The sequence below is a fragment of the Streptomyces sp. NBC_01224 genome (genome assembly GCF_036002945.1).
Classification (GTDB): domain Bacteria; phylum Actinomycetota; class Actinomycetes; order Streptomycetales; family Streptomycetaceae; genus Streptomyces.
Map to the genome: position 1 here is coordinate 6,710,421 of NZ_CP108529.1, position 24,500 is coordinate 6,734,920.

20 protein-coding genes are annotated in these 24,500 nt (G+C 69.5%); 11 read left to right on the forward strand and 9 right to left on the reverse strand.

Going from position 1 to position 24,500, the window contains the following annotated elements; all coding sequences use genetic code 11:
• The first annotated feature begins 200 nt into the window (after nt 1–200).
• From OG609_RS30175 to OG609_RS30190, 4 genes are read left to right on the forward strand one after another with little or no spacing between them, the layout of a single operon-like run.
• Nucleotides 201–1,016 (forward strand): TraR/DksA family transcriptional regulator, encoded by an 816-nt coding sequence (locus tag OG609_RS30175; protein WP_327275720.1) that lies wholly within the window; start codon nt 201–203, stop codon nt 1,014–1,016.
• A gap of 58 nt (nt 1,017–1,074) precedes the next feature.
• Entirely contained in the window at nt 1,075–1,665 is a 591-nt protein-coding gene (lspA, locus tag OG609_RS30180; RefSeq protein WP_327275721.1) for a signal peptidase II, read from the forward strand.
• A gap of 23 nt (nt 1,666–1,688) precedes the next feature.
• A complete protein-coding gene (locus tag OG609_RS30185) occupies nt 1,689–2,630 on the forward strand; it encodes an RluA family pseudouridine synthase (RefSeq protein ID WP_327275722.1) in 942 nt (313 codons plus the stop codon).
• Nucleotides 2,627–3,106, forward strand: a complete 480-nt coding sequence (locus OG609_RS30190) for a GNAT family N-acetyltransferase (protein WP_327275723.1) — start codon at nt 2,627–2,629, stop codon at nt 3,104–3,106. Before OG609_RS30185 ends, OG609_RS30190 begins: the two co-directional genes overlap by 4 nt.
• Here OG609_RS30190 and OG609_RS46330 read toward each other — a convergent pair.
• Complete coding sequence (locus tag OG609_RS46330; protein ID WP_442818016.1) at nt 3,022–5,490, reverse strand: glycosyl hydrolase family 95 catalytic domain-containing protein; 2,469 nt, start codon at nt 5,488–5,490, stop codon at nt 3,022–3,024. The two genes, OG609_RS30190 and OG609_RS46330, sit on opposite strands and share 85 nt — an antisense overlap.
• A gap of 241 nt (nt 5,491–5,731) precedes the next feature.
• Here OG609_RS46330 and OG609_RS30200 point away from each other — a divergent pair, with 241 nt between their 5' ends.
• A complete protein-coding gene (locus tag OG609_RS30200; RefSeq protein WP_327275724.1) occupies nt 5,732–7,318 on the forward strand; it encodes a Na+/H+ antiporter in 1,587 nt (528 codons plus the stop codon).
• An 18-nt stretch (nt 7,319–7,336) separates the two neighbouring features.
• On the opposite strand, the gene OG609_RS30205 is transcribed toward OG609_RS30200, so the two are convergent.
• Entirely contained in the window at nt 7,337–8,461 is a 1,125-nt protein-coding gene (locus OG609_RS30205; RefSeq protein WP_327278234.1) for a mechanosensitive ion channel family protein, read from the reverse strand.
• A gap of 37 nt (nt 8,462–8,498) precedes the next feature.
• Here OG609_RS30205 and OG609_RS30210 point away from each other — a divergent pair, with 37 nt between their 5' ends.
• Entirely contained in the window at nt 8,499–9,077 is a 579-nt protein-coding gene (locus OG609_RS30210) for a dienelactone hydrolase family protein (RefSeq protein WP_327278235.1), read from the forward strand.
• Between the two features lie 46 nt (nt 9,078–9,123).
• Here OG609_RS30210 and OG609_RS30215 read toward each other — a convergent pair whose 3' ends face one another.
• From OG609_RS30215 to OG609_RS30235, 5 genes are all read right to left on the reverse strand, one after another.
• Nucleotides 9,124–10,146, reverse strand: coding sequence for a zinc metalloprotease (locus tag OG609_RS30215; RefSeq protein WP_327275725.1), 1,023 nt, complete (start codon nt 10,144–10,146; stop codon nt 9,124–9,126).
• Nucleotides 10,147–10,431: 285 nt separating this feature from the next.
• Nucleotides 10,432–12,093 (reverse strand): alkaline phosphatase D family protein, encoded by a 1,662-nt coding sequence (locus OG609_RS30220; RefSeq protein WP_327275726.1) that lies wholly within the window; start codon nt 12,091–12,093, stop codon nt 10,432–10,434.
• Between the two features lie 92 nt (nt 12,094–12,185).
• Nucleotides 12,186–13,001: a DsbA family protein gene (locus OG609_RS30225; RefSeq protein WP_327275727.1), complete on the reverse strand. Its 816-nt coding sequence runs from the start codon at nt 12,999–13,001 to the stop codon at nt 12,186–12,188.
• 48 nt (nt 13,002–13,049) lie between these two features.
• Nucleotides 13,050–13,772 carry a hypothetical protein gene (locus OG609_RS30230; protein WP_327275728.1) on the reverse strand — a complete coding sequence of 241 codons (723 nt, stop codon included), beginning with the start codon at nt 13,770–13,772 and terminating at the stop codon, nt 13,050–13,052.
• A 65-nt stretch (nt 13,773–13,837) separates the two neighbouring features.
• Nucleotides 13,838–15,166: a DUF2252 domain-containing protein gene (locus OG609_RS30235; protein WP_327275729.1), complete on the reverse strand. Its 1,329-nt coding sequence runs from the start codon at nt 15,164–15,166 to the stop codon at nt 13,838–13,840.
• A 496-nt stretch (nt 15,167–15,662) separates the two neighbouring features.
• On the opposite strand from OG609_RS30235, the gene dnaE reads away from it, so the two are divergent.
• Nucleotides 15,663–19,205 (forward strand): DNA polymerase III subunit alpha, encoded by a 3,543-nt coding sequence (dnaE, locus tag OG609_RS30240; protein WP_327275730.1) that lies wholly within the window; start codon nt 15,663–15,665, stop codon nt 19,203–19,205.
• Between the two features lie 101 nt (nt 19,206–19,306).
• On the opposite strand, the gene OG609_RS30245 is transcribed toward dnaE, so the two are convergent.
• On the reverse strand, nt 19,307–19,501 hold the full coding sequence (locus OG609_RS30245; protein WP_327275731.1) for a hypothetical protein: 195 nt from the start codon (nt 19,499–19,501) through the stop codon (nt 19,307–19,309).
• 224 nt (nt 19,502–19,725) lie between these two features.
• On the opposite strand from OG609_RS30245, the gene OG609_RS30250 reads away from it, so the two are divergent.
• The 4 genes from OG609_RS30250 to OG609_RS30265 all read left to right on the forward strand — a co-directional run bounded on the left by OG609_RS30250 (nt 19,726) and on the right by OG609_RS30265 (nt 23,835).
• Entirely contained in the window at nt 19,726–21,009 is a 1,284-nt protein-coding gene (locus OG609_RS30250) for an NYN domain-containing protein (protein WP_327275732.1), read from the forward strand.
• 154 nt (nt 21,010–21,163) lie between these two features.
• The gene (locus OG609_RS30255) at nt 21,164–22,138 is read left to right on the forward strand and encodes an ABC transporter ATP-binding protein (RefSeq protein WP_327278236.1); all 975 of its coding nucleotides are present in this window, start codon (nt 21,164–21,166) and stop codon (nt 22,136–22,138) included.
• A gap of 28 nt (nt 22,139–22,166) precedes the next feature.
• Nucleotides 22,167–23,054: an ABC transporter permease gene (locus OG609_RS30260; RefSeq protein WP_327275733.1), complete on the forward strand. Its 888-nt coding sequence runs from the start codon at nt 22,167–22,169 to the stop codon at nt 23,052–23,054.
• A 34-nt stretch (nt 23,055–23,088) separates the two neighbouring features.
• A complete protein-coding gene (locus OG609_RS30265; RefSeq protein ID WP_327275734.1) occupies nt 23,089–23,835 on the forward strand; it encodes an ABC transporter permease in 747 nt (248 codons plus the stop codon).
• Nucleotides 23,836–23,998: 163 nt separating this feature from the next.
• Here OG609_RS30265 and ybaK read toward each other — a convergent pair whose 3' ends face one another.
• The gene (gene ybaK / locus OG609_RS30270; protein WP_327275735.1) at nt 23,999–24,499 is read right to left on the reverse strand and encodes a Cys-tRNA(Pro) deacylase; all 501 of its coding nucleotides are present in this window, start codon (nt 24,497–24,499) and stop codon (nt 23,999–24,001) included.
• Nucleotide 24,500: the final 1 nt, after the last annotated feature.

Below are 24,500 nucleotides of genomic sequence, written 5' to 3' on the forward strand. Positions count from 1 at the left end.
GCGGACGTACGGAGTCCGGGTGGGGGGCCGGGAGGCGGATTACCCGGCGGGGAGCTGGGCACAACGGATTCAGGCGCGTCGGTATCCGGACACGGGGAGGGGCGATTCGGCGGCGTGCCCCGTTGCCGCGGGGCTGGGGTCGATTTATCGTCCCAGCACGATTCGCGTGCAAGATCACAATATGTGAAGGGGCCGCGGCCATGGTGGCGAAGAAGACCGCCGCAAAGAAGTCGGCGTCAGCGAGATCCACGGGTGCGGCGGCCGGGAGGACGAGCGGAGAGGCGGGTGCGCAGGGCGGTTCGCAGGCGGATGCGGAGCCCGTCCCCGAGGCCGGCCCGACGGCGGCGGCCGTGAAGAAGGCGGCTGCGAAGAAGACCGCAGCCCGGAAGCGGGCGGCGCCCGTCGAGCACGCGGCGCAGGCCAAGAAGGCACCTGCGAAGAAGAGCGCGGCCAAGAAGGCTTCGAAGAAAGCCGCTGCGGCGGCCACGGTGGCGGCCGAGGCCGCCGAGCAGACGGGAGCCCACACGGTGGTAGCCAAGAAGAGCGCGGCCCGGACCCGCACGGCCGGCAAGGGTGCGGCGCCCGTGCCCCCGGCCCGGGGAGTCGCCACGACAGTCCCCGGCGAGCTGGCGGTCCGGCCGGGTGAGGACCCCTGGACGTTGGAAGAGGTCGAAGAGGCACGGGCCGTGCTGAGCAGCGAGATCATGCGGCTGCGCAGTGAGCTGGAGGCCGCGAGTGCCGCACTCGCCGGGCTGATGCGCGACTCCGGCGACGGGGCGGGTGACGACGAGGCGGACACCGGCACCAAGAACATCACTCGCGAGCACGAGATGTCGCTCGCCGCCAACGCCCAGGAGATGCTGGACCAGACCGAGCGGGCCCTGGCCAGGCTCGACGCCGGGACGTACGGACTGTGCGAGGTCTGCGGCAATCCGATCGGCAAGGCGCGGATGCAGGCGTTCCCACGCGCCACGCTCTGCGTCGAGGACAAACAGAAGCAGGAGCGCCGCGGTTGATCCGTGGCCGTGTGTCGTACCCTCGTCCTCAGTCAGGAACCTAGGTTGAGGGACTTACGTGGCAGAGGCGGAGCGCATCATCGGTACGCCGGACATCCCCGATGCTGAGGGGACCGAAGGGGACGTGGCCGAGAGCGGGGTCGAGGAGACGGTCCCGAGCAGGGGAAAGCGGAAGATCATGGTGCTCTTCGCCGTGGCCGTCTTCGCCTATCTGCTCGACCTGATCAGCAAGATGATCGTGGTCGCGAAGCTGGAACACCACCCGCCGGTCGAGATCCTCGGCGACTGGCTGAAGCTCGATGCGATCCGTAACGCGGGCGCCGCGTTCGGCATCGGTGAGGCCTTCACGATCATCTTCACCTTCATCGCGGCGACCGTCATCGTCGTGATCGCCCGCCTGGCCCGCAAGCTCTACAGCCTGCCGTGGGCCATCGCACTCGGCCTGCTGCTCGGCGGTGCGCTCGGCAACCTCACCGACCGCATCTTCCGCGCTCCCGGCACCTTCCAGGGCGCGGTGGTGGACTTCATCGCCCCCGCACACTTCGCCGTCTTCAACCTCGCCGACTCCGCGATCGTCTGCGGCGGCATCCTGATCGTGATCCTTTCCTTCAAGGGCCTGGACCCCGACGGCACCGTGCACAAGGACTAGCGGGCGCAAGGCATACTCGACAGGTGAGTACGTATCCCGAGGTCCGCACCCTGCCCGTACCCGACGGCCTGGAGGGCGAGCGTGTCGACGCCGCCATTTCCCGGATGTTCGGTTTCTCCCGCACCAGGGCCGCCGACCTGGCCGCTGCCGGGAAGGTGCAGGTGGACGGCGCGGTGGTCGGGAAGTCCGAGCGGGTACGGGGCGGCGCCTGGCTGGAAGTGGAGATGCCGCAGGCACCCGCTCCGGTACAGATCGTCGCCGAGCTCGTCGAAGGCATGGAGATCGTGCACGACGACGACGACATCGTCGTGATCGTGAAGCCGGTCGGGGTCGCCGCCCACCCGAGCCCCGGCTGGACCGGTACGACCGTCATCGGCGGTCTCGCCGCGGCCGGGTACCGGATCTCGACGTCCGGCGCCGCCGAGCGCCAGGGCATCGTCCACCGCCTCGACGTCGGCACCTCCGGCCTGATGGTCGTGGCCAAGTCCGAGCGGGCCTACACCCTGCTGAAGGCCCAGTTCCGCGACCGGGTCGTCGAGAAGAAGTACCACGCGCTCGTGCAGGGCCACCCGGACCCGATGAGCGGCACCATCGACGCCCCCATCGGGCGCCACCCCAACCTCGACTACAAGTGGGCCGTCACGGCCGAGGGCAAGCCCTCCGTGACGCACTACGACCTCATCGAGGCGTACCGCGCCGCCAGCCTCCTGGACATCAAGCTGGAGACGGGCCGTACGCACCAGATCCGGGTGCACATGTCGGCCCACCGCCACCCCTGCGTCGGTGACCTCACCTACGGCGCCGACCCGACGATGGCCAAGCGCCTCGGTCTGACGAGGCAGTGGCTGCACGCCGTCCGGCTCGGCTTCGAGCACCCGTCCGACGGCAGGTGGGTGGAGTTCTCCAGCAACTACCCGGACGACCTCCAGCAGGCCCTGGACAAGATCGCGGCGGAGAGCGAATGACCGGCGTGCCTGCTGCCCCGTACACCACCCGTACCGTCGTCGACGAGCGGGACCGCGCCGCCTGTTTCCAGGTCCGCAAGGAGGTCTTCGTCGGCGAGCAGAACGTGCCCGAGGAGATCGAGTACGACGCCTACGACGCCGACGCGGTGCATGTGATCGCCGTCGCGGCGGACGGTTCCGCGCTCGGTACCGGGCGGCTGCTGCACGGTGCGGCGGCCCTCGCCAAGACCGGCGGCGACCTCACCGTGGGCTCGCTCGGCCGGCTGGCGGTGACCAAGGAGGCGCGCGGTCTCGGCGTCGGCGTGGCGCTGGTCCGGGCCATCGAGGACGCGGCCCGTGAGCTCGGTCTGGCCGCCGTCGATCTGCACGCCCAGACCCGTGCGCTCGGCTTCTACGAGCGGCTCGGGTATCTGGCGTACGGCCCCGAATTCCCGGACGCCGGCATCGCCCACCGGGCGATGCGCCGAGCTCTGTAGCAAGCGAACGAGTGCCGGGTGCCGCCCCCGGCCGTACGGAGCGAGCGGCACCCCGCATCCGTCCGGGTCAGCCCGGCAGGCCCCAGCGCGTCCACGCCCCGTTCGACGGCACATCGCGCGGTCCCGTCCCCGGGTGGCGTGCGCCGTGCGGAGTGACCACCGCCGTGCCACCGCGTGGCAGGGCGACCGTGATCCGGCCCGGTCCGGTCTCCCGCCAGTACAGCGGGCGCCCGCGCGCGTCCCGTACGTCGATCCGGCCCGCGATGGAGTGGTCCAGGGTCAGCGGGGCGCCCGCCTCGCTGTGTACCCGTACCCAGCGCGTGGCACCGCCGGAGCGGTCCGCGTCCACCAGGAAGGCGCCCTGGGTGCGCAGTGAAGCGATCGACGCGTCCGCCCAGCGGTCCGAGACGGACGGGAAGACCTTCACCACCCCCTCGTGGCCCTGCACCACCATGTCGAGCATCGACTGGGCGGCGGACAGCGGGCTCTCCAGGGCGAGGTTCTTGCCCTCCCGGTACATCGTGTTGACGGTCATCTGGCCGTCCGCGACCACCTTCAGATCGGTGAAGAAGGTCAGGAAGTCGAGGGCCTTCTCCGGCTCGTCCATCACCGAGTACATGGACGAGGCGGTGGGCGTAGCTGTAGCCGTGCCACAGCTGCTGCATGGAGACCCAGTGGTCCATGGAGCGCTGCATCACATCGCGGTCCCCGGCCCGGTCCCAGTTCCGTTCGCGCAGCGGGTAGAGCCAGAGCAGATGCGAGTGATGCCGGTGCGAGTCGGCGAGCGGGACGTCCTTGCCGATCATGACGCCGGCCGCCGGGTCCTCGGCGTACGGGGTGAGCCTTTGGCCGATGTCCTGCCAGCGCTTCAGCCGCGGATCGTTGTTGCGCAGCAGCTTCGCCGACGCGATCAGGGTGCGCACACCCCAGCGGACGAGCGAGAGGTCGTAGGTGCAGTCCTCGGCGTTGGCGTACTCGGGGGAGCGGGTCTCCAGCAGATGCAGCCTGCCGTCCGGGCCCTCGTGCAGGAAGTGCGCGTAGAAGTTGATGGCCTTCGCGAGGATCGGATACACCACATCGCGCAGGACGGACAGGTCCATCGAGTGCCGGTAGGACTGCCAGACGTTGTGCAGGGCCCAGGTGAGATTGCCGAAGTTGTCGGAGACGTGGTCCGAGCCCGGGGCGCCGACGTCGTACGTATCGCCTGCGCGCAGCTGCCAGTCGGAAGGGTGGCCCAGCGCGTAGCTCTCGCCGTCGCGGAAGTCGACGGGGACGGAGGCCGGGAGGTTGTGCTCGAAGCGGCGGAAGGCACCCGTCACCGAGTCGAGTTCGGGGTGGTTGGAGCCGTGGATGGGTGCCATGCCGATCTGGACGTTGAGGTTCCACCAGACCGCGGTCCAGTTGTTGCCTACCTCGGGGAACCACGGGCCCCATTCGGAGATCGTCGGACCCTCGGCCCTGGTCGATGCGGCGAGCTTGTAGAGCTGGGTGAGATAGAAGCTCTGCAGCCGCTTGTCCGGTACGGAGAGGAAGCTGCGCCGGTAGTACGCGTGCCACCAGGTGCGGTGACGGTCCACCAACCGGTCGGGGTCGGCGGCGAGGGTGCGGTCCACGGCCCTCAGCGCGGCGGTCGTGGTCTCGGACACCTGGCCGGGGAAGCGGTACACGAGGTGTGCGGCGAGCAGCCGGCCGGTGCCCTCGCGCTGCTCGCGCCAGGCGGTGGTCCAGCCGCCGCCCGCGAGCAGCGGCTGCTCGACGAAGCCGTCGCCGACCCGTGGGTCCGGGTTGGCCGTGTAGTCCTCGGGCTTGCCGCTGCTGCGGGTGGTGGCGGCGGGCAGCCACTGGAAGGACCAGGCGGCGGTCTCCTCGCCGGGGGTGGGTCTGGTGGAGATCAGCAGGGCGCTGGTGTCGTTCTGCACGAGGGCGGAGAACCCCAGGGAGCCGCGCGTGGTGGTGACGGTGCCGCGCAGCTCGGCGTCGTACAGATCCAGGGTCCAGTCGACGGCGGTGATCTCCCCGGCGAGGGTCAGGGTGAAGTACCCGATGGGAAGGCGGGAGAAGCCGATGCCGCCGCGCCACTGGCCGCGCTGGTCCTGCACCTGGCTGTGGCTGAGCATCAGCTTCAGAGTGTTGGCGGCCTTTCCCGCGTACAGCTGGGCGCCGAGGCAGCCGTTGGCGAGGAAGGGGGCCTGCTGCCAGCCGGTGGGGAGCGTGCGCCAGGTCATGGCGGCGTCGCGGACGGTCTTCTCGTATATGTCGGTGTCCGGGTGGACCGCCGGTGCGGGGGCGGCTGCGGCCCATGCGGTACGGGAGCCGGCGAGCCAGAGCGCGGATGTTCCGGCAGCGGCGGCGCCGACGAAATGCCTTCGGGAGAACGCGGTCACGTGGTTTCTCCTGCCAGTCATGTATGCGGTGAGGGTTCTCGTCCCTGAATGACGCACGCCGCATACTGCCCGCCCGGGGGAGCGTGCGGAAGGGGGCTGACGGCATAAACATCGGAGGAATGGTCGCTCAGGGAGGCGGTGCAGAGGGGGTGTTGTCTGGAATTCGGGCCTTGCGTGGCAGGCTTGAAGTCCAGATCGGCCGGTCAGAGAGGCCGGCTCACCGTGTTCCGGAAGGCACCTCGTGGACCAAATGGCTCTGCTCCTCCTGCTGTTGCTCGGAGCCGTGGTCACGGTGCCACTGGGGGAGCGTCTCGGACTGCCCGCGCCGGTGCTGATGACGCTCGCCGGAGTCGGCATGGCGTTCCTCAGCTTCGTGCCGAATGTGAACATTCCGCCCGAGATCATTCTTCCCGCGCTGCTGCCGCCGCTGCTCTACGCCTCCGTGCAGCGAACCTCCTGGCGGCAGTTCGCCGCCAATAAACGACCGATCTTTCTGCTGGCCGTGGCGCTGGTCTTCATCACGACGGCCGCCGTCGCCGCGGTCGCCAACGCGATCGTCCCCGGACTGCCCATCGCCGCCGCCGTGGCGCTCGGCGCGCTCGTCGCCCCGCCCGACCCGGTCGCGGCGACGGCCGTCGCGGGCTCGGTCGGGCTGCCGCGCAGACTCGTCTCCATCCTGGAGGGCGAGGGGCTGTTCAACGATGTGACCGCGATCGTGCTGTACCACGTGGCGATCGCCGCCGCGGTGAGCGGCACGTTCTCGCTGCCGGAGGCGTTCGGGCTGCTGATCCTCTCCGCGGTCGTCGCCGTGGTGGTGGGTCTCGTGCTCGGCTGGCTCACCATCAAGCTCATGGGCCTGCTCGGCGATGCCACGCTCCAGGTCGGCCTCACCCTGCTGGTGCCGTTCGTGAGTTACGTGCTCGCGGAGGAGCTGATGGGGTCGGGTGTGCTCGCCGTCCTGACCACCGCGCTCTTCCTCGCGGAGCACACCGCCGACGCCGACGACGTCCTCGGCCGGCTCACCGGCCGTTCCTTCTGGGAGATCGTCGACACTCTCGTCACCGGGGTCGCGTTCGGGCTGATCGGTCTCGAACTGCACAACGTCTTCGGCACGGCCGGCGGTCGCGAGCTCCAGATGCTCGGCTGGGGGCTGGCCATCGTGGCGGTCGTCGTCGGCGTACGGCTGCTGTATCTGCTGCCCGCGACCTGGCTCGCCAAGCGGCTGCACACCCGGCGCGACGTCAGCGAGGAGATCCCGACCAGCTGGCGGGAGACCGTCGTCATGTGGTGGGCCGGGATGCGCGGAGTGGCCTCGGTCGCGCTGGCGCTCGCGATTCCGCTGAAGACGGACGACGGGAAGCCGTTTCCGGGCCGTGACGAGATCGTCTTCATCGCCTTCGCCGTGATCATGGCCACGCTTGTCGTCCAGGGACTCACCCTGCCGTGGCTGGTCCGCAAGCTACGGGTCCGGGCGGACACGGACGCCGAGGAGGCTCTGGAGAAGGACCTCGCGATCCGCGCCGCGAAGGCCGCGAAGCAGCGGCTCAAGGAGATCCGGGAGGTCGAGGAGTTCCCGGAGGAGGTCGCGGAGCGGCTGCAGCGGCTGGCGTACGACGTGGGGGCCCGGATCAGCCCCGACATGGTCGACGACGAGCGCCGCGAGGCGTACGCGAAGCGCGCCGAACGCTTCAAGGCGATCAGCCGTGTCCAGCGCGAAATGATGTCGGCCGCTCGCCACGCGGTGCTCTCGGCCCGCAACGAGGCGGGCACGGACCCGGAGGTCGTCGACCGGGTGCTGCGGCAGCTGGACGTACGCAGCCTGCGGTGACCCGGCGCCCGCGTCCGGTCAGCCGCGTCCCGTGCGGGGGGACTTGTCCCAGCCCGTCGGCTTCTCGTCCGTAGGGTGGGGCGAGTTGGGCCATTCGTCGCCCGGCGCAAGCGTCGCGGGCGCCGTCGCGATCCTCGGCAGTGCGTACGGATGGTGGTCGCGCAGCCATCCGATGAGCTGCTCCCGCACGGCGCAGCGCACCGTCCAGATGTCGTCCGCGTCCTTGGCCGTGACCACCGCGCGGACCTGGATCGTCGACGGTGTGGTGTCCGTGACCGCCAGGGACCAGTTGCGGCCGTCCCAGGCGGCGCACTCGCCCAGGATGTCCCGCAGCCGGTCGCGCATCGCCGCGACCGGGGCCGAGTGGTCGAGGTGGAAGAAGACCGAGCCGGTCATCTGGGCGCCGCCGCGCGACCAGTTCTCGAACGGTTTGCTGGTGAAGTACGAGACCGGCATCGTGATCCGCCGCTCGTCCCAGGTCCGTACCGCGAGGAAGGTCAGCGTGATCTCCTCGATCGTGCCCCATTCGCCGTCCACCACCACCGTGTCGCCGATCCGCACCATGTCGCCGAAGGCGATCTGCAGCCCCGCGAAGAGATTGCCGAGCGTCGACTGGGCCGCGATGCCCGCGACGATGCCGAGGACACCGGCCGAGGCCAGCATCGAGGTGCCGAAGGTCCGCATCGCCGGGAACGTCAGCAGCATCGCGCCGACGGCGACGGTCGCCACGATCGCGGTGACCACCCGCTGGATCAGCGTCACCTGCGTACGGACCCGCCGCACCCGCGCCGGATCGCGGGTGCTCGCCGCGTACCGGGCGTAGACGGAGTCGACGACGGCCGCCGCGATCCGCACCACCAGCCAGGCCGACGTCCCGATCAGCACCAGAGTCAGGACCTGGCCGATCCCAGCCCCGTGCTCCTTGACGAGATCGAGCCGGGTGTGGGTGTACGTGCCCCACAGCAGCGCAGTGCACAGCGTCAGCTGCAGCGGGATCCGGCAGCGCCGCAGCAGACCCCACAGCGGTGTCTCGTGGTGCCGGCGGTCGGCCCGTCTGAGCAGCAGATCGACCAGCCAGCCGACCAGCAGCGTGATCACGACCGAGCCGCCGACGACGACCAGCGGACGCAGCACGCTCTCCATCCCGTCGTTCTCCATGCTTCCGACCGTAACTGGCACCATGGGCCTCATGAACATCATGCTTTTCCACTCGACGTACGGTCTGCGCCCGGCGGTGCACGCGGCCGCCGCACGGCTGCGCGCCGCCGGGCACGAGGTGCAGGTGCCCGATCTCTTCGAGGGGCACACCTTCGAGACCGTCGAGGAGGGCCTGGCCTTCAAGGAGGAGGTGGGCAAGGACGAACTGCTCAGGCGGGCCGTGCTGGCCGCCGCACCCTACTCGGACCGGGGTCTGGTGTACGCCGGATTCTCCTTCGGCGCCTCCACCGCGCAGACCCTGGCGCTCGGCGACGAGAAGGCGCGCGGTCTGCTCATGTTCCACGGCACCTCGGACATCGCCGAGAACGCCTCGGTGGACGAGCTGCCCGTACAGCTGCATGTCGCGGACCCGGACCCGTTCGAGACGCACGACTGGCTGAACTCCTGGTATCTGCAGATGCAGCGGACCGGTGCCGATGTCGAGGTCTACCGCTATCCGGGCGCGGGTCATCTCTTCACGGATCCCGAACTGCCGGACCACGACGCGGCCTCGGCCGAGCTGGCCTGGAAGGTCGCACTCGGCTTCCTCGCCACGCTGTGACCGCGCGAAGGGCCCCGTGCGGGGCCCTTCGGACGGACTGGGCGGATCAGCCCCGGTAGGCGATCCAGCTGTCGCTCATCCGCTGCACCTGGCCCGGGGTGAACTGGGTCATGCAGGAGTCGTACGTGTAGTCCATGAAGTTGTGGATCGGGTCGACCCCTGTCTTGTTGGTGCAGGTGTCGCGCCCGGTCGGGCAGGCGTACGCGGGGCTCGCCTCGGCCGGAGTGTCGGCCACGTAGTCGCCGTTGCCGTTACAGCCGCCCTGGAAGGTGTGGTAGAGCCCCATCCAGTGGCCGACCTCGTGGGTGGCGGTGTCGCCCTCGTTGTAGTTGGTGGCGGAGCCGCCGGGCAGCGAGGCGTCGAGCATGACGACGCCGTCGTCCGACGGGTTGGACTTGTAGGAGCTGGGGAAGGTGGCCCAGCCCAGCAGGCCGCCGCCGAGGTTGGCGGTGTAGAGGTTGAGCGCGTTCGCGCCGCCCTTGCGCAGCGTCGACTTCATGGCCTTCTCGGCGGAGGAGCCCGGCGAGACGCCGTTGTACCAGGAGCTGTTGTCCGTGTAGTCCGTGCCGGCCAGTGAGAACTGGAAGCCGGAGTTGGTGTTGCCGCTGCCCTGGCCGCTGTAGGCGGCGTTCAGGACGCTGATCTGGCTGCTGATGGCGGACGCGCTGAGCTTGCCGGTCGTTCCGGAGTGCACCACGTGGAAGTACACCGGGATGGTGGCGCCCGCGGCGAGCGTGGAGCCGCTGAGCCGGCGGTCCGCGAGTCTCTCCTTCAGCTGGGCGTCCATGGCCTTGGCCTGGGCCGCGGTGAGTTCGTTGGGGTCCGCGGCGTGCTTGGTGCCCGAGGGGCGGGCCTCGCGTGCGGTGGCGGAGGTGCTCGCCTCGCTCGCGCACTTCTCGGCGGATGCGGCGGATACGGCTGACGCGGCGGATGCCGAGGAGGTGGACGACTTCGCGACGGCGGAGCCGGAGGACGCGGAGAGCGGTGCCAGGGCCAGGGTTCCGGCCAGGACGGCGGTGCCGATCGCACGGTTACGTATACGCGGCGATATACGGGCAAGAGCGCGCACAGGGACTCCTCGCGGATGTGTGGGGGAGGGATTTCCTCACCCGCCGCCGGGAGATTACGTGCGCATGTCAGATCTTGAGGAGAATCGATCAGGCCCAATCAATCATGGGGCAAACCAGGGAAACGGGGAGAAATAATTCTGTGCGTTCCAGAGTTTGAGACGCGGACGTAACGTCCCGCGTTACCCCGGCGGGTGGTGTGTCCCCATTGGGGCTGGGAGACACGCCACCCGCCGTAGCGATGTAATGCGCTGTCAACATGGATCGCAGTGGCTGAAAATGGACTCTCAGTGCACCGGGCGGTCCACGCGCTCGACCTTCTGCGTCCCACTGAGCGTCCGGTACGAACGCGTCCAGGCGGAGGTCGCGTCCCGTTTCGTCTTGTCGGAGACCACGAAGTAGTCCATCTGTGAGCGCTCGGCGGTCACATCGAGGACGCCGTAGCCGTGCGAGTCCATGTCCACCCACTTCACATGGCGGTTGGCGGCCTTGATCGCCGCGCTCGCGACCGCCGAGACGGTCTGCGGCGCGACATGCAGGATGTCGTCGAGATTGTCCGAGGTCACCGATGTCACCACGAACTCGGTGGCGGCCGACGCCGAGAGCGGATACGTCGCCGCCTTCACCGGTACGTCATTGGCCCATGCCATGTGGATGTCGCCGGTCAGGAAGACCGTGTTGGTGATCGACCGGTCCCGCAGATGTGTGATCAGCTCCTTGCGGTCGTCCGTGTAGCCGTCCCACTGGTCGACATTGACGGCAAGACCCTCCGTGGGCAGCCCCAGCAACTCGGCCAGCGGCTCCAGCAGATGCGCGGGTACGGAACCGAACGCGACCGGCGAGATCATCACCGACGTACCGACCAGCTTCCAGGTGGCGTCCGAGCCGGCCAGGCCCGACTTCAGCCAGTCCAGCTGCGCCCGGCCGGTGATCGTGCGATCCGGGTCGTCGACCGAGCCGTTGCCGATCGTCGACTGCTGGGAGCGGAAGGTGCGCAGATCGAGGAGGTGCAGATCGGCCAGGTTGCCGAACCGCAGCCGCCGGTAGACGGTGCCCTCGGTGGAGGCGCGGACCGGCATCCACTCGAAGTACGCCTGCTTGGCGCCCGCGGCCCGGTCGGCCCAGGAGCCCTCCGTGCCCGGCGTGTGGTTTTCGGCCCCGCCCGACCAGGCGTCGTTGGCGAACTCGTGGTCGTCCCAGATCGCGATCACCGGGTGGGTGGCGTGCAGGGCCTGGAGGTCGGTGTCCGTCTTGTAGTTGCCGTGCCGGGTGCGGTAGTCGGCGAGGGTCAGGATCTCGTGCTTCGGCTCGTGCGGCCGTACGACGTACTTGGCGTCCGGGTAACTGCCCGACGCGTACTCGTAGATGTAGTCGCCGAGATGCAGCACCGCGTCGAGATCGGCGCGGGCGGCCAGATGCCGGTACGGGGAGAAGAACCCGGACTCCCAGTTGGCGCACGACACCACCCCGAAGCGCACACCGGGCGTGGCAGCTCCGGCCGTCGGCGCGGTACGGGTGCGGCCCGTCGGCGAGAAGGTTCCCGTACCGTCGCCCGCCGAGAAGCGGAACCAGTAGGCGGTGGCCGGGCTCAGCCCCCGCACATCGGCCTTGACGGTGTGGTCGGAAGCGGCCTTCGCGACGGTCGCGCCCCGGGCGACGACCCGGGCGAACCCCTCGTCCTCGGCGACCTCCCAGCGCACCGCCGTATCGGCGCCACGGCCTGAGCCGGGCACGGCGTCCGGGGCCGGGGTGACGCGGGTCCACAGGAGTATGCCGTCGGGGAGGGGGTCGCCGGAGGCGACACCGTGCAGGAAGGCGGGCCCGTCCGCGGCACGCGCGGTGGTGGCGGCGCCCAGCACGGGGGCGGCGACGGCCGTGGCGGCAGCGGCCTTGACGACCGTGCGGCGGCTGGGGGCGGATATCGGCGAAGAAAGGTGTCGACTGGTCACGGAGGAGAACCCTACTGACCGGTAAAGCGAACGGGCAGGCGAACGAGGGAAGTTCGCCTGCCCGTCGGAGAGCCGCTGTCGGGAGTTTGCCGCTAGCCCTTCAGGGCGGCGGTGATCGCTGTGTTGAACTCGGCCGCGGTCATCGGTGCGTTCTTGCCGTCCGAGCCCGTGAGCGGCTTGCCGTCCATCTTCAGCGTCGGAGTGCCCTGCACACCGCTCTTCTCGAACGCCTCGGACATCTTCATCGCCCAGTTGTCGTACGTACCGTCCTTGACGTCCTTCTGGAACGCCTGGTTGCCCTTCAGGGCGTCGACGGTGTCAGCGATCTTGATCAGGTACGCGTCGTCCTTGAACTTGTCGTCGGTCTCTTCCGGGTGGTACTTCGCGGAGTAGAGCGCGAACTTGTAGTCGAGGAACGCCTGCGGGCTGACATTGAGCGCGGCGCCGAGCGAGCTCAGCGCGTTCTTCGAGCCTTCGCCGTTGCTGGCGTTGTCGATGAACGTGGCACCGACGTACTTGATCTTGTACTTCCCGGCGTCGACGTCCTTGTGCACCGTCTCGCCGACGGACTGCTCGAACGTGGCGCAGATCGGGCAGCGCGAGTCCTCGTACAGCTCCAGGGTCTTCTTGGCGGTCGACTTGCCGATGACGACGGTCGTGCCGTTGTCGCCCGAGGTGTTCTTGGGCGCGGTCACGTTCTTCGCGTCCGCAGCCGCCTCCCAGTGGGACGGCTTGTTCAGCTGCATGACGCCCCAGGTGCCCGCGCCCACGATCGCCAGCACACCGACGACGGAGACGCCGACGACGATCTGCCTGCGGACCTTGTCCTTCTTGGCCTGGCGCTCGCGCTCGGCGCGCAGACGCTCACGGGCCGCCGCCTTGTTGGCCTGGCTGTTGCGGTTGCTCATGTTCTTTTCTCCATGGTGTGGGTGATGCGTCGTCAGGGGTGTGCGTGCTCAGGCGATGGCGCAGGCCGAGCGCGGCGGTCCCCTCCGTCCCACGGAGTGCACGAGCAGACGGGCATGTGCGAGCAGGTGCGGGCCGAGTCCGGCGGGGCGCACCCTGCGGCGTACGGAGCAGCGGGCCGTACCCACCACGGCGACCGCGATCAGCAGCGGCCGGAACGCCAGGACGGCGACCGCGCCCAGCAGTCCGACGAGCGCGGACTCGCCGCGCCGCAGCCAGGCCGCGGCGAGCAGACCGACCGTCACATGGGCGGCGAGCAGCAGCCACGGCACCGCCGGGCCAGGGGAGGCCAGCAGCGCGGCGGCCGTGTGTCCGCCGCCGGTCACCGAGGTGAGCGGGGTGCCGACGTCACCGACCTGGGGCGCGCGGGCACCGATGTCACCGCCGCCGCACAGCACATCGACGCCGACCGAGCGCAGCGGCCCCGCGATGGGGCCGCCTGCTGCGCCGTAGCAGACGTGCTGACCGGTGGTGAAGACGGTGTCGGCGGCCAGTTCCAGCGGGACCAGCAGTCCGGCGATCGCCCCGAAGCCGCGCTCCCGGCCGGCCAGCGCGTACGCCACGGCGAAGACCGCGCCGGCCAGCAGGGCGACGACGGTCAGCGGCAGTGAGACCTGGGAGAGCAGCACATGGGACGCAGTCGAGAGCGTCACGACGAGCGCTGTGAAAAGCGCCGCGCGAACGACTCTGAGCTGCGTCCCGGATATGTCCATCGTCGAGGAGTGTCGCATGCGAACCTGTAAGCGACCCCTGAAGGGGCCCGGTTGCGTGCGGAGCCCTACAGCCCCGGGATGCGGCCGTTGCGGAAAAGATCCACAAAGATCTGGTGGTCGGCACGGGCCCGGGCACCATAGCCGTGCGCGAAGTCCACCAGCAGTCCGGCGAAGCCCTCCTCGTCCGCCGCGATCGCCGCGTCGATCGCCCGCTCGGTGGAGAACGGCACCAGCGAGTGGCCGCTCTCGTCGTCCGCCGCGGAGTGCATCGTCGCCGTCGCCCGGCCGAGGTCGGCGACGACCGCGGCGATCTCCTCCGGCTCGTCGATGTCGGACCAGTCCAGATCGACCGCGTACGGAGACACCTCGGCGACCAGTTGTCCGGCCCCGTCCAGCTCGGTCCAGCCGAGCCACGGGTCGGCGTGCGCCTGCAGGGCGCGCTGCGAGATGACCGTGCGGTGGCCCTCGTGCTGGAAGTACTCGCGCACGGCCGCGTCGGTGATGTGCCGGGAGACCGCGGGGGTCTGCGCCTGCTTGAGGTAGATCACCACATCGTTCTCCAGGGCGTCGCTGTTGCCCTCCAGAAGGATGTTGTACGAGGGCAGCCCGGCCGAACCGATGCCGATGCCACGACGGCCGACGACATCCTTCACCCGGTAGGAGTCGGGGCGGGTCAGGCTCGACTCCGGCAGCGTCTCCAGATAGCCGTCGAAGGCGGCCAGCACCTTGTAGCGCGTCGCCGCGTCCAGGTCGATCGAGCCGCCGCCCGCCGCGAACCGGCGCTCGAAGTCCCGGATCTCCGTCATCGAGTCCAGCAGCGAGAACCGGGTCAGCGACCGGGCGTCGCGCAGCGCCTCCAGCAGCGGGCCCTGTGCCGTGTCCAGCGTGAAGGGCGGTACCTCGTCGTTCTTCGCGCCCGTCGCCAGTGCGTGGATCCGCTCACGGTAGGCCGCCGCGTAGATCCGGACCAGTTCGGTGATCTGGTCGTCGCCCAGCGCCTTCGCGTACCCGATCAGCGCGACGGAGGCGGCGAACCGCTTGAGGTCCCAGGTGAAGGGGGCTACGAAGGCTTCATCGAAGTCGTTCACATTGAAGATCAGGCGGCCATTGGAATCCATGTACGTGCCGAAGTTCTCAGCGTGCAGATCGCCGTGCACCCACACCCTGCTGGTTCGCTCGTCCAGATAGGGGTCCGCGTTTCTCGTCGAGCTGAGATCGGCGTAATACAGGCAGGCCGTGCCCCTGTAGAACGCGAACGGTGATGCGGCCATCTTGCGGAACTTGACCCGGAAGGCTGTCGGGTCTGCGGCCAGGAGCTCTCCGAAGGCAGTCTCGAAGACCGCAAGGATCTGCTCCTCGCGCTCAGCGTCCGAGACGTCGAAAGTGCTGCGCATTGCCGGCCTGCTTCCTTCGTTGATGACAGGGCCTTCCTGTCTGCCCTCCTGCTGAGAACGCCGGAGGCGCCGCATCAGTGCCCGGAGCAGGAAAGCGCGGCCACAGTCACTGACTCGGGTGACGTGCGGGTGATTCCATCTCGGATGGTCCGACCTTCGCAATAGTTATGAACAGGTGCATTGCGAGCGACAGCCTCACAAACCCGGTAAGTGGGAAATGTGCGCGGCCGCACAGTCGATGTGGGACGCCTGGAATGTGTGCCCCCCGAGGAGCGTGGAAGTTACCTGGTCGGCTGCCGGGTTCGTGCGGTGGTCAGCTCGCCGCCACGCCCACGTGCGAGGGTGGAGGCCGCTGACCGCCGCGTCTGTGATCTCGGCAACCTCATCGTTTTCGACGGTGCGCGGTCGGAGTGACAGGCCGCGGAGTATCGGTGTCGCGACGTAGACTTCCACGCTGTCCCCCTCACCCGCCCTGCTCGCCCGGAGGCCACAAACCGTGTCGTCGAAGCCGCCCTTTACGCACCTTCACGTCCACACCCAGTACTCGCTGCTGGACGGTGCCGCGCGGCTCAAGGACATGTTCGCTGCCTGCAATGAAATGGGCATGTCGCACATCGCGATGACGGACCACGGCAACCTGCACGGTGCCTACGACTTCTTCCACTCGGCGCAGAAGGCGGGCGTGACGCCGATCATCGGGATCGAGGCGTACGTCGCTCCGGAGTCACGCAAGCACAAGCGGAAGATCCAGTGGGGCCAGCCGCACCAGAAGCGCGACGACGTCTCGGGTTCGGGTGGGTACACCCACAAGACGATCTGGGCGTCGAACAGCACCGGTCTGCACAACCTCTTCCGGCTCTCCTCGGACGCGTACGCCGAGGGCTGGCTGCAGAAGTGGCCCCGTATGGACAAGGAGACCATCGCCCAGTGGTCCGAGGGCCTGATCGCCTCCACCGGCTGCCCCTCGGGCGAGGTGCAGACGCGACTGCGGCTCGGCCAGTTCGACGAGGCGGTCCAGGCGGCCTCCGACTACAAGGACATCTTCGGCGAGGGCAAGTACTTCCTGGAGCTGATGGACCACGGCATCGAGATCGAGCGCCGGGTCCGTGACGGGCTCCTCGAAATCGGCAAGAAGCTGAACATCCCGCCGCTGGTGACCAACGACTCGCACTACACCTACGCGCACGAGGCCACCGCGCACGACGCGCTGCTCTGCATCCAGACCGGCAAGAACCTCTCCGACCCGGACCGCTTCCGCTTCGACGGCACCGGCTACTACCTCAAGACGACCGACGAGATGTACGCCGTCGACTCCTCCGACGCCTGGCAGGAGGGGTGCGCCAACACGCTGCTGGTCGCGCAGCAGATCGACACCGGCGGCATGTTCGAGAAGCGCGACCTGATGCCGAAGTTCGACATCCCGGACGGGTTCACGGAGATCACCTGGTTCCAGGAGGAAGTGCGGCGCGGGATGGAGCGCCGCTTCCCGGGCGGTGTCCCCGACGACCGGCAGAAGCAGGTCGAGTACGAGATGGACATCATCATCCAGATGGGGTTCCCGGGCTACTTCCTCGTGGTCGCCGACTTCATCATGTGGGCGAAGAACAACGGCATCGCGGTCGGCCCCGGTCGTGGTTCCGCGGCCGGTTCGATCGTGGCGTACGCGATGGGCATCACCGACCTCGACCCGATCGAGCACGGACTGATCTTCGAGCGGTTCCTCAACCCCGAGCGTGTCTCCATGCCCGATGTCGACATCGACTTCGACGAGCGTCGGCGCGTCGAAGTGATCAGGTACGTGACGGAGAAGTACGGCGCCGACAAGGTCGCCATGATCGGCACGTACGGCAAGATCAAGGCGAAGAACGCCATCAAGGACTCCGCCCGCGTCCTCGGCTACCCGTACGCGATGGGCGACCGGCTCACCAAGGCCATGCCCGCCGACGTCCTCGGCAAGGGCATCGACCTCAACGGCATCACCGACCCCAAGCACCCGCGCTACAGCGAGGCGGGTGAGATCCGGGGGATGTACGAGAACGAGCCGGACGTGAAGAAGGTCATCGACACCGCGAAGGGCGTCGAGGGCCTGGTCCGGCAGATGGGCGTGCATGCCGCAGGCGTCATCATGTCCAGCGAGCCCATCGTCGACCACGCCCCGATCTGGGTGCGGCACACCGACGGCGTCACCATCACGCAGTGGGACTACCCGCAGTGCGAGTCGCTCGGCCTGCTGAAGATGGACTTCCTGGGCCTCAGGAACCTGACCATCATGGACGACGCCGTCAAGATGGTGGAGAGCAACAAGGGCGTCAAGCTGGACCTGCTCGGCCTCCCGCTGGACGACCCGAAGACGTACGAAATGCTCTGCCGCGGCGACACGCTCGGCGTGTTCCAGTTCGACGGCGGTCCGATGCGTTCCCTGCTGCGCCAGATGCAGCCCGACAACTTCGAGGACATTTCCGCCGTCTCGGCCCTGTACCGGCCGGGCCCGATGGGCATGAACTCGCACACGAACTACGCCGAGCGCAAGAACGGCCGGCAGGAGATCACCCCGATCCACCCGGAGCTGGAGGAGCCCCTCAAGGAGGTCCTCGGCCTCACCTACGGCCTGATCGTGTACCAGGAGCAGGTGCAGAAGGCCGCCCAGATCGTCGCCGGGTACTCGCTCGGCGAAGCCGACATCCTGCGCCGCGTGATGGGCAAGAAGAAGCCCGAGGAACTGGCGAAGAACTTCGTCCTCTTCGAGGCGGGGGCCAAGGAGAAGGGCTTCTCCGACGCCGCGATCAAGGCGCTGTGGGACGTTCTGGTCCCGTTCGCCGGATACGCGTTCAACAAGGCGCACTCCTCCGCGTACGGTCTGGTCACCTACTGGACCGCGTACCTGAAGGCGAACTTCCCCGCCGAGTACATGGCGGCGCTGCTGACCTCGGTCAAGGACGACAAGGACAAGTCGGCGGTCTATCTCAACGAGTGCCGTCGTATGGGCATCAAGGTGCTGCCGCCCAATGTGAACGAGTCGCTGTCGAACTTCGCCGCGCAGGGCGACGAGGTGATCCTCTTCGGCCTCACGGCCGTCCGGAACGTGGGTCAGAACGTCGTCGACTCGATCATCCGGTGCCGCAAGGCGAAGGGGAAGTACAGCTCCTTCCCCGACTTCCTCGACAAGGTCGAAGCGGTCGTCTGCAACAAGCGCACCGTCGAATCGCTGATCAAGGCCGGCGCCTTCGACGAGATGGGCCACACCCGCAAGGGCCTGGTCGCCCACCACGAGCCGATGATCGACAACGTGGTGCAGGTCAAGCGCAAGGAGGCCGAGGGCCAGTTCGACCTCTTCGGCGGCATGGGCGAGGAGGAGAGCGACGAGCCTGGCTTCGGGCTCGACGTGGAGTTCTCCGACATCGAGTGGGAGAAGTCCTACCTGCTGGCCCAGGAGCGCGAGATGCTCGGCCTGTACGTCTCCGACCACCCGCTCTTCGGCCTGGAGCACGTGCTGTCCGACAAGGCCGACTCCTCGATCTCCCAGCTGACCGGCGGGGAGCACTCCGACGGTGCCATCGTCACCGTCGGAGGCATCATCTCCGGTCTGCAGCGCAAGATGACCAAGCAGGGCAACGCCTGGGCCATCGCCACCGTCGAGGACCTGGCCGGATCCATCGAGTGCATGTTCTTCCCCGCCACCTACCAACTGGTCTCCACCCAGCTCGTCGAGGACACCGTCGTCTTCGTCAAGGGACGTCTCGACAAGCGGGAGGACGTGCCCCGGCTCGTCGCCATGGAGATGCAGGTCCCCGACATCTCGTCGGCCGGCACCAACGCCCCCGTGGTCCTGACCATCCCCACGGTCAAGATCACCCCGCCGATGGTCAGCCGCCTCGGCGAGGTCCTCAGCAACCACCGGGGCGACACCGAGGTGCGGATCAAGCTCCAGGGCCCCCGTAAGACCACGGTGCTCCGGCTCGACCGGCACCGGGTGAAGCCCGACCCGGCGCTCTTCGGCGACCTGAAGGTGCTGCTCGGGCCGTCCTGCCTGGCCGGCTGAGCCGGTTCACGGCCGACGCACGAGAGGGAGGGGCGCCCCGCGGAAGCGGGAGCGCCCCTCTCGGCCACCCGGCCTGCGGCCGGGACCGGAGATCTGCCCGGTCAGTTGTGACCGAAGCGCCGCTGGTGCTTACGGGCGACATCAGCAGGGCTGCCCTGGGCTTGCGACTGAGGCTGTATCTGCGACTCGTAAGCAGTCGACTTGGGCTCTTCCGCACCGCGCTCCGGGCGGGACGACGCGCGGTTCTGCTGGCGGTTCTGCTGGCTGCTCTGCTTGCGGTTCTTGTTCTTGGCCATGGTGTTCCTCCTACGGGGACTCTCGGGGCCAGGACCGCGTTCAGATTCACATAGCGGGTTAAAGCATGCATGTTGGATCATTACCGTGCGTAGTGAGGGGGTATCATGCGCCGTTTTCCGAATCCGCCACGCCGATGATCGAGTTCCGGCCGTCAACCCCTGCACGGTCGGGCAGACTCGAAGGAAACCCTTGGCAAAGACCACACCCGAGCTTCTGGAAGAGGGTGGAACGCGTGGACCGTTGCGTCGTCCTGGTGGACGCCGGCTACTTGCTGGGTGCGGCCGCGAGCCTGCTGGCCGGGGAGCCCGCCCGTTCCCGCATCACCGTCGACCACGCGGCCCTCATCCGGGGCCTGCGCGAGCTGGCAGAGGCGGATACGCAGCAGCCGCTGCTGCGGATCTACTGGTTCGACGGCGCCCCCGACCGCGTACCGCAGCCCGAGCACCGCAGACTTCGAGTGATGCCACGGGTGACCGTCCGGCTCGGCGCTCTCACCCGCAGTGACGGGCGTTGGGCACAGAAGGGCGTCGACGCCGCGATGCACGCCGAGCTCACCGAACTGGCCAGGAACCGGGCCTGCTCCGACGTGGTGCTGGTGACCGGTGACGGCGATCTGCTGCCCGGCCTGATGTCCGCCAAGGAACACGGCGTCGCCGTCCATCTGTGGGCCGTCCAGGCCGCCGACGGCGACTACAACCAGTCCGAGGACCTGGTCGCCGAGGCCGACGAACGAAGGGTGCTCGACCGGGCCTGGATCACCCAGGCCGTACAGGCCAAGGAGACCGGCGGCGTCTGCGCCCCGCCGCCCGCCCCCCGACCGGAGATCGCTGCGATCCTCTCCGCGCCGCTGCCCGAGGCGGCCCTCGCGGCCTCCGCCGAGCGGGCATCGGAGGCCCAGGCTGCGGCCGCCCGCAACGGTGAGGTGCCGCCGCCCGAGGAAAGCTCCACCGCCGACCGGCCCGGCCACGGTGGAAGGGGAGTCCCCACACCCAAGGACCTGGCGGGCAGCCTGCGCGGCCCCGGCCCCGGCCCCGGCCCCCAGCCCACCCAGCCGTCGCCCGCCAACGCCACGCTGCGCTGGTCCTCCGACAAGGGCTGGATGGAGCGCGGCGGACCGCTGGGCGAGCCCGCCGAAACCGCGTCCCTCCCGACGCTGGCCCAGCTCACCAGTGCCGAGCAGCGCTGGGCGGACCGGGAGGAGGACATCACCACCGTGGGCGGCGACCCCTTCGAGGTGGGCCAGGTCTTCGCCCGGCGCTGGATGGAGCGGCTGCCGGAGACCGCCCATCTGCAGAAGCTGTCGACCATGTATCCGCGCATCCCGCACCGCATCGACGGCGAACTGCTGCGGTACGCGGCACGGTTCGGCCTGCTCGCCCACAAGGACGACCAGATCGACGAGCACGACCGCTACGCGATCCGGGCCGGATTCTGGCGGGAGATCGATGTACGGGCCGCGGCGGAACACGCCCCGGCGGTGGAGCGGACGAGCCCGTCCGGCGACTGACGGCACAACGGTCACGCGGGCGGTCAACCCGGCCCGCGATTGCGGCGTCGACGTCCGACCGGCATGGCCCCGGGCGCAATACGGGGCATCCGACCCCGTACTCTCGTACCTCGTGAGTACGGGCACAGCACAGGCGCAGACGGCGACCGGGACCGTGTGCGCGGTGCGTGGTCTGGTCAAGACCTATCCCGCCGCCCGCGGCCGCCGGGGTGCACCCGCTACACCCGAGGTGCGCGCCACCGACGGGATCAGCCTGGATGTGCGGCGCGGCGAGATCTTCGGCCTCCTCGGCCCCAACGGCGCCGGAAAGTCCACCCTGGTGCGGCAGCTCACCGGGCTGATGAGGCCCGACTCCGGCAGCGTCACCGTGCTGGGCCACGATCTCGTACGCCATCCCGAGCGGGCCTCCCGGCTGATCGGATACCTCGGGCAGGAGTCCACCGCCCTCGACGAGCTGACCGTCTCGCTCGCCGCCGAGACCACCGGACGGCTGCGCGGCCTCGCGGTGCGGGACGCCCGCGCCGAGCGCGACGACGTACTCGACGAACTCGGCCTCACCGAGATCGCGGGACGCCCCCTGAAGAAGCTCTCCGGCGGACAGCGGCGGCTCGCCTGCTTCGCGGCCGCGTTGGTCGGCGAGCGGCCGGTGCTGGTGCTGGACGAGCCGACGACCGGCATGGACCCCGTCGCGAGGCGCGCCGTCTGGGCCGCCGTCGACCGGCGCCGGGCCGAACGCGGCACGACGGTGCTGCTCGTCACCCACAACGTCATCGAGGCCGAGACGGTTCTCGACCGGGTCGCCGTGATCGAACGCGGCAAGGTCATCGCCTGCGACACGCCGACCGGGCTCAAGGAACGTGTCGCCGGCGAAGTCCGGGTCGAGCTGGTGTGGCGCGAACGGGCGCCCCTGGACGTGCCCGAAGTGGCCGCGCTGCGCGGCTCGGCCCAGGAGTCCGGGCGGCGCTGGGTGCTGCGGCTCGGTCCCGACGAGGCACGGGCGGCGGTCGCCGCCGTGACCGGCGGCGCGGCCTTTGCCGCACTCGACGACTTCACGCTGGCGACGCCCAGCCTGGAGGACGTCTATCTCGCGCTCGGCGGGGACGCGACCAAGGGGCTGGTGAAGTCATGACCGCGGCGGGCGGGGGGACCGGATGCGCATGCGTGGCCGGGCAGCGAGCGAACAGGAGCAGCGCCAGGTGACGAGCATCGTTCCCGCGCAGGCGGTGACCGGACCCGTCCGGACCGCCGATGACGGCCGTGCCGGCCGCGACGGCCAGGAGGGGGCAGCTCCCGCGCCGCTCGCGCCACGGGCCCGGCTGTTCCCCTCGCTCGCGGCCGTCTACCGTGCCCAGCTGTCCAGGGCCAGGGTCGCCCGTATCCCGCTGCTCTTCGTCGCGACCTTCCAGTCCGTCGGGATCATGGTGCTGATGCGCGGGGTCGTCGACGGCGGCTCCGAGGCGCGCGCCGTTGTCGCCGGATCCAGCGTCCTCGTGGTGGCCTTCGTCGCGCTCAACCTGCTCGCCCAGTACTTCGGGCAGCTGCGGGCCGGCGGCGGACTCGACCACTACGCCACCCTGCCGGTGCCGCCTGCCGCTGTGGTGCTCGGTGCGGCCGGGGCGTACGCCTCGTTCACCGTGCCCGGCACGATCGTCACGGCCGTGGCGGGGAGCGTGCTGTTCGGACTGCCGCTGACGCATCTGTGGGTGCTCGTCGCCGTCATCCCGCTCTCCGGGGCGGCGCTCTCCGGGCTCGGTGCCGCGATGGGGCTGCTCGCGCCCCGGCAGGAGCTGGCCACGCTGCTCGGGCAGCTGGGCATGTCGGCGGCGTTGCTGCTCGGCGTCCTGCCGGCCGACCGGCTGCCCGGGCCTATCGGCTGGGCCCGCGATCTGCTGCCCTCCACGTACGGTGTCGAGGCGCTCTCCCGGTCCTTCGACACCCACCCCGACTGGGCGGTCGTCGCACTGGATCTCGCGGTCTGCGCCGTCGTCGGCGTCCTCTCGCTGGCTGCGGCCACCTGGGCGTACCGCAGGGCAGCGGTCCGGTGAGGCGCGGCACAGGGACGCCTGGCACGATGTCAAGGTGACCGCACCTCTGACACCGCCCAACCAGCCCTCGTCCAACGACCCCTGGCAGACCCCGCCGAAATGGGGTGGTCAGGGTGGGCCCGGTCGTCCCGGCGGCCCGGGTGGCTCCGATTCCGGCAGCCTGCTGGAGGCGCAGGAGGAGCGGGATCTCCGGTCGGATCTGCTGCGGGCCGCTGTGGTCACCGTTCTCGTGACCGCTGCGGGCATCGGGCTCGGACTCCTCTGGCTGTGGCTGGCCCCGCGGGTTCCGCTGATCTCCGACAACACGGCCGTCTACCTCAGCGACAGCGAGGGCGAGGAGGCGATCGGCGCAGACGGTACGTTCGTGCTGCTGGCACTGGCCTTCGGCGCTCTCTCCGCGGCGCTGGTCTTCTTGTTCCAGCGGCGTGGCGGAATCGCCCTGGTGGTGGGGCTCGCGCTGGGCGGGCTGCTCGGTTCGCTGCTGGCCTGGCGGCTGGGAGTGTGGCTCGGGCCGAACCAGGACGTGGTCGCACACGCGCGGGCGGTCGGCAAGGGCGTGGTCTTCGATGCGCCGCTCAAGCTGCGGGCGAAGGGGGCGTTGCTGGCGTGGCCGCTGGGGGCGATGGCGGTTCATCTCGGGTTGACGGCGTTGTTCGGGCCACGGGATCCGGAGCCGGAGTGGGGTGTGTTCCCGGGGTGGGCCGCGGGTGGATCTGTGCCGGGGGCGGGGCCGTCGTCCGCGGGCGGGGGTGTGCCGCCTGTGCCGCCGGCTGAGTCCTAGGCGGGGTACGGGGTGCGGGGTGCCGGTACGGGGTAGGCCGCTGCGCGGGGCTTGTCCTCTGCCCGCCCCTTCCCGAACCGGGGCTCCGCCCGGACCCCGGTCCTCAAGCGCCGGGCGGGCCGGAAGTACCCTCAAGCGCCGGGCTGAAAGGCGCCCAGGGGGGCTACCCCCGGCCGATCTCCGCGAACACCGCCCCCGTCAGGGACGCCAGATCCGTGGGGGAGAGTTCGACCTCCAGGCCGCGGCGGCCCGCCGAGACGCAGATTGTTTCGTGGGACTGTGCCGACGCGTCCAGCACCGTACGCAGCCGCTTCCGCTGGCCCAGGGGGGAGATGCCGCCCCGTACGTAGCCGGTGGTGCGTTCTGCGGCTGTCGGGTCGGCCATCGCGGCTCGTTTGCCGCCCACCGCGGAGGCCAGGGCCTTGAGGTCCAGGGAGCCGGCCACCGGGACGACCGCCACGGTGAGTGTGCCGTCGACGTCCGCGACCAGGGTCTTGAAGACCCGGTCGGAGGAGACGCCCAGTGCCTCGGCCGCCTCCTCGCCGTAGGAGGCCGACGCCGGGTCGTGGTCGTAGGCGTGGACGGTGAACGCCGTGCCGGCCGCGGTCAATGCGACCGTTGCCGGGGTGCCGCCGGACTGCTGCTTCTTCGGCTTCTTCGCCACG

Excerpts from the sequence above, each read along its gene's own strand:
- OG609_RS30245 (WP_327275731.1), bottom strand. The coding sequence starts at position 19,501 with ATGGCCAAGAACAAGAACCGCAAGCAGAGCAGCCAGCAGAACCGCCAG.
- OG609_RS30225 (WP_327275727.1), bottom strand. The coding sequence starts at position 13,001 with ATGAGCAACCGCAACAGCCAGGCCAACAAGGCGGCGGCCCGTGAGCGT.
- OG609_RS30235 (WP_327275729.1), bottom strand. The coding sequence starts at position 15,166 with ATGCGCAGCACTTTCGACGTCTCGGACGCTGAGCGCGAGGAGCAGATC.
- OG609_RS30210 (WP_327278235.1), top strand. The coding sequence starts at position 8,499 with ATGGGCCTCATGAACATCATGCTTTTCCACTCGACGTACGGTCTGCGC.
- OG609_RS30260 (WP_327275733.1), top strand. The coding sequence starts at position 22,167 with ATGCGTGGCCGGGCAGCGAGCGAACAGGAGCAGCGCCAGGTGACGAGC.
- OG609_RS30175 (WP_327275720.1), top strand. The coding sequence starts at position 201 with ATGGTGGCGAAGAAGACCGCCGCAAAGAAGTCGGCGTCAGCGAGATCC.
- OG609_RS30230 (WP_327275728.1), bottom strand. The coding sequence starts at position 13,772 with ATGGACATATCCGGGACGCAGCTCAGAGTCGTTCGCGCGGCGCTTTTC.
- OG609_RS30190 (WP_327275723.1), top strand. The coding sequence starts at position 2,627 with ATGACCGGCGTGCCTGCTGCCCCGTACACCACCCGTACCGTCGTCGAC.
- OG609_RS30205 (WP_327278234.1), bottom strand. The coding sequence starts at position 8,461 with ATGGAGAGCGTGCTGCGTCCGCTGGTCGTCGTCGGCGGCTCGGTCGTG.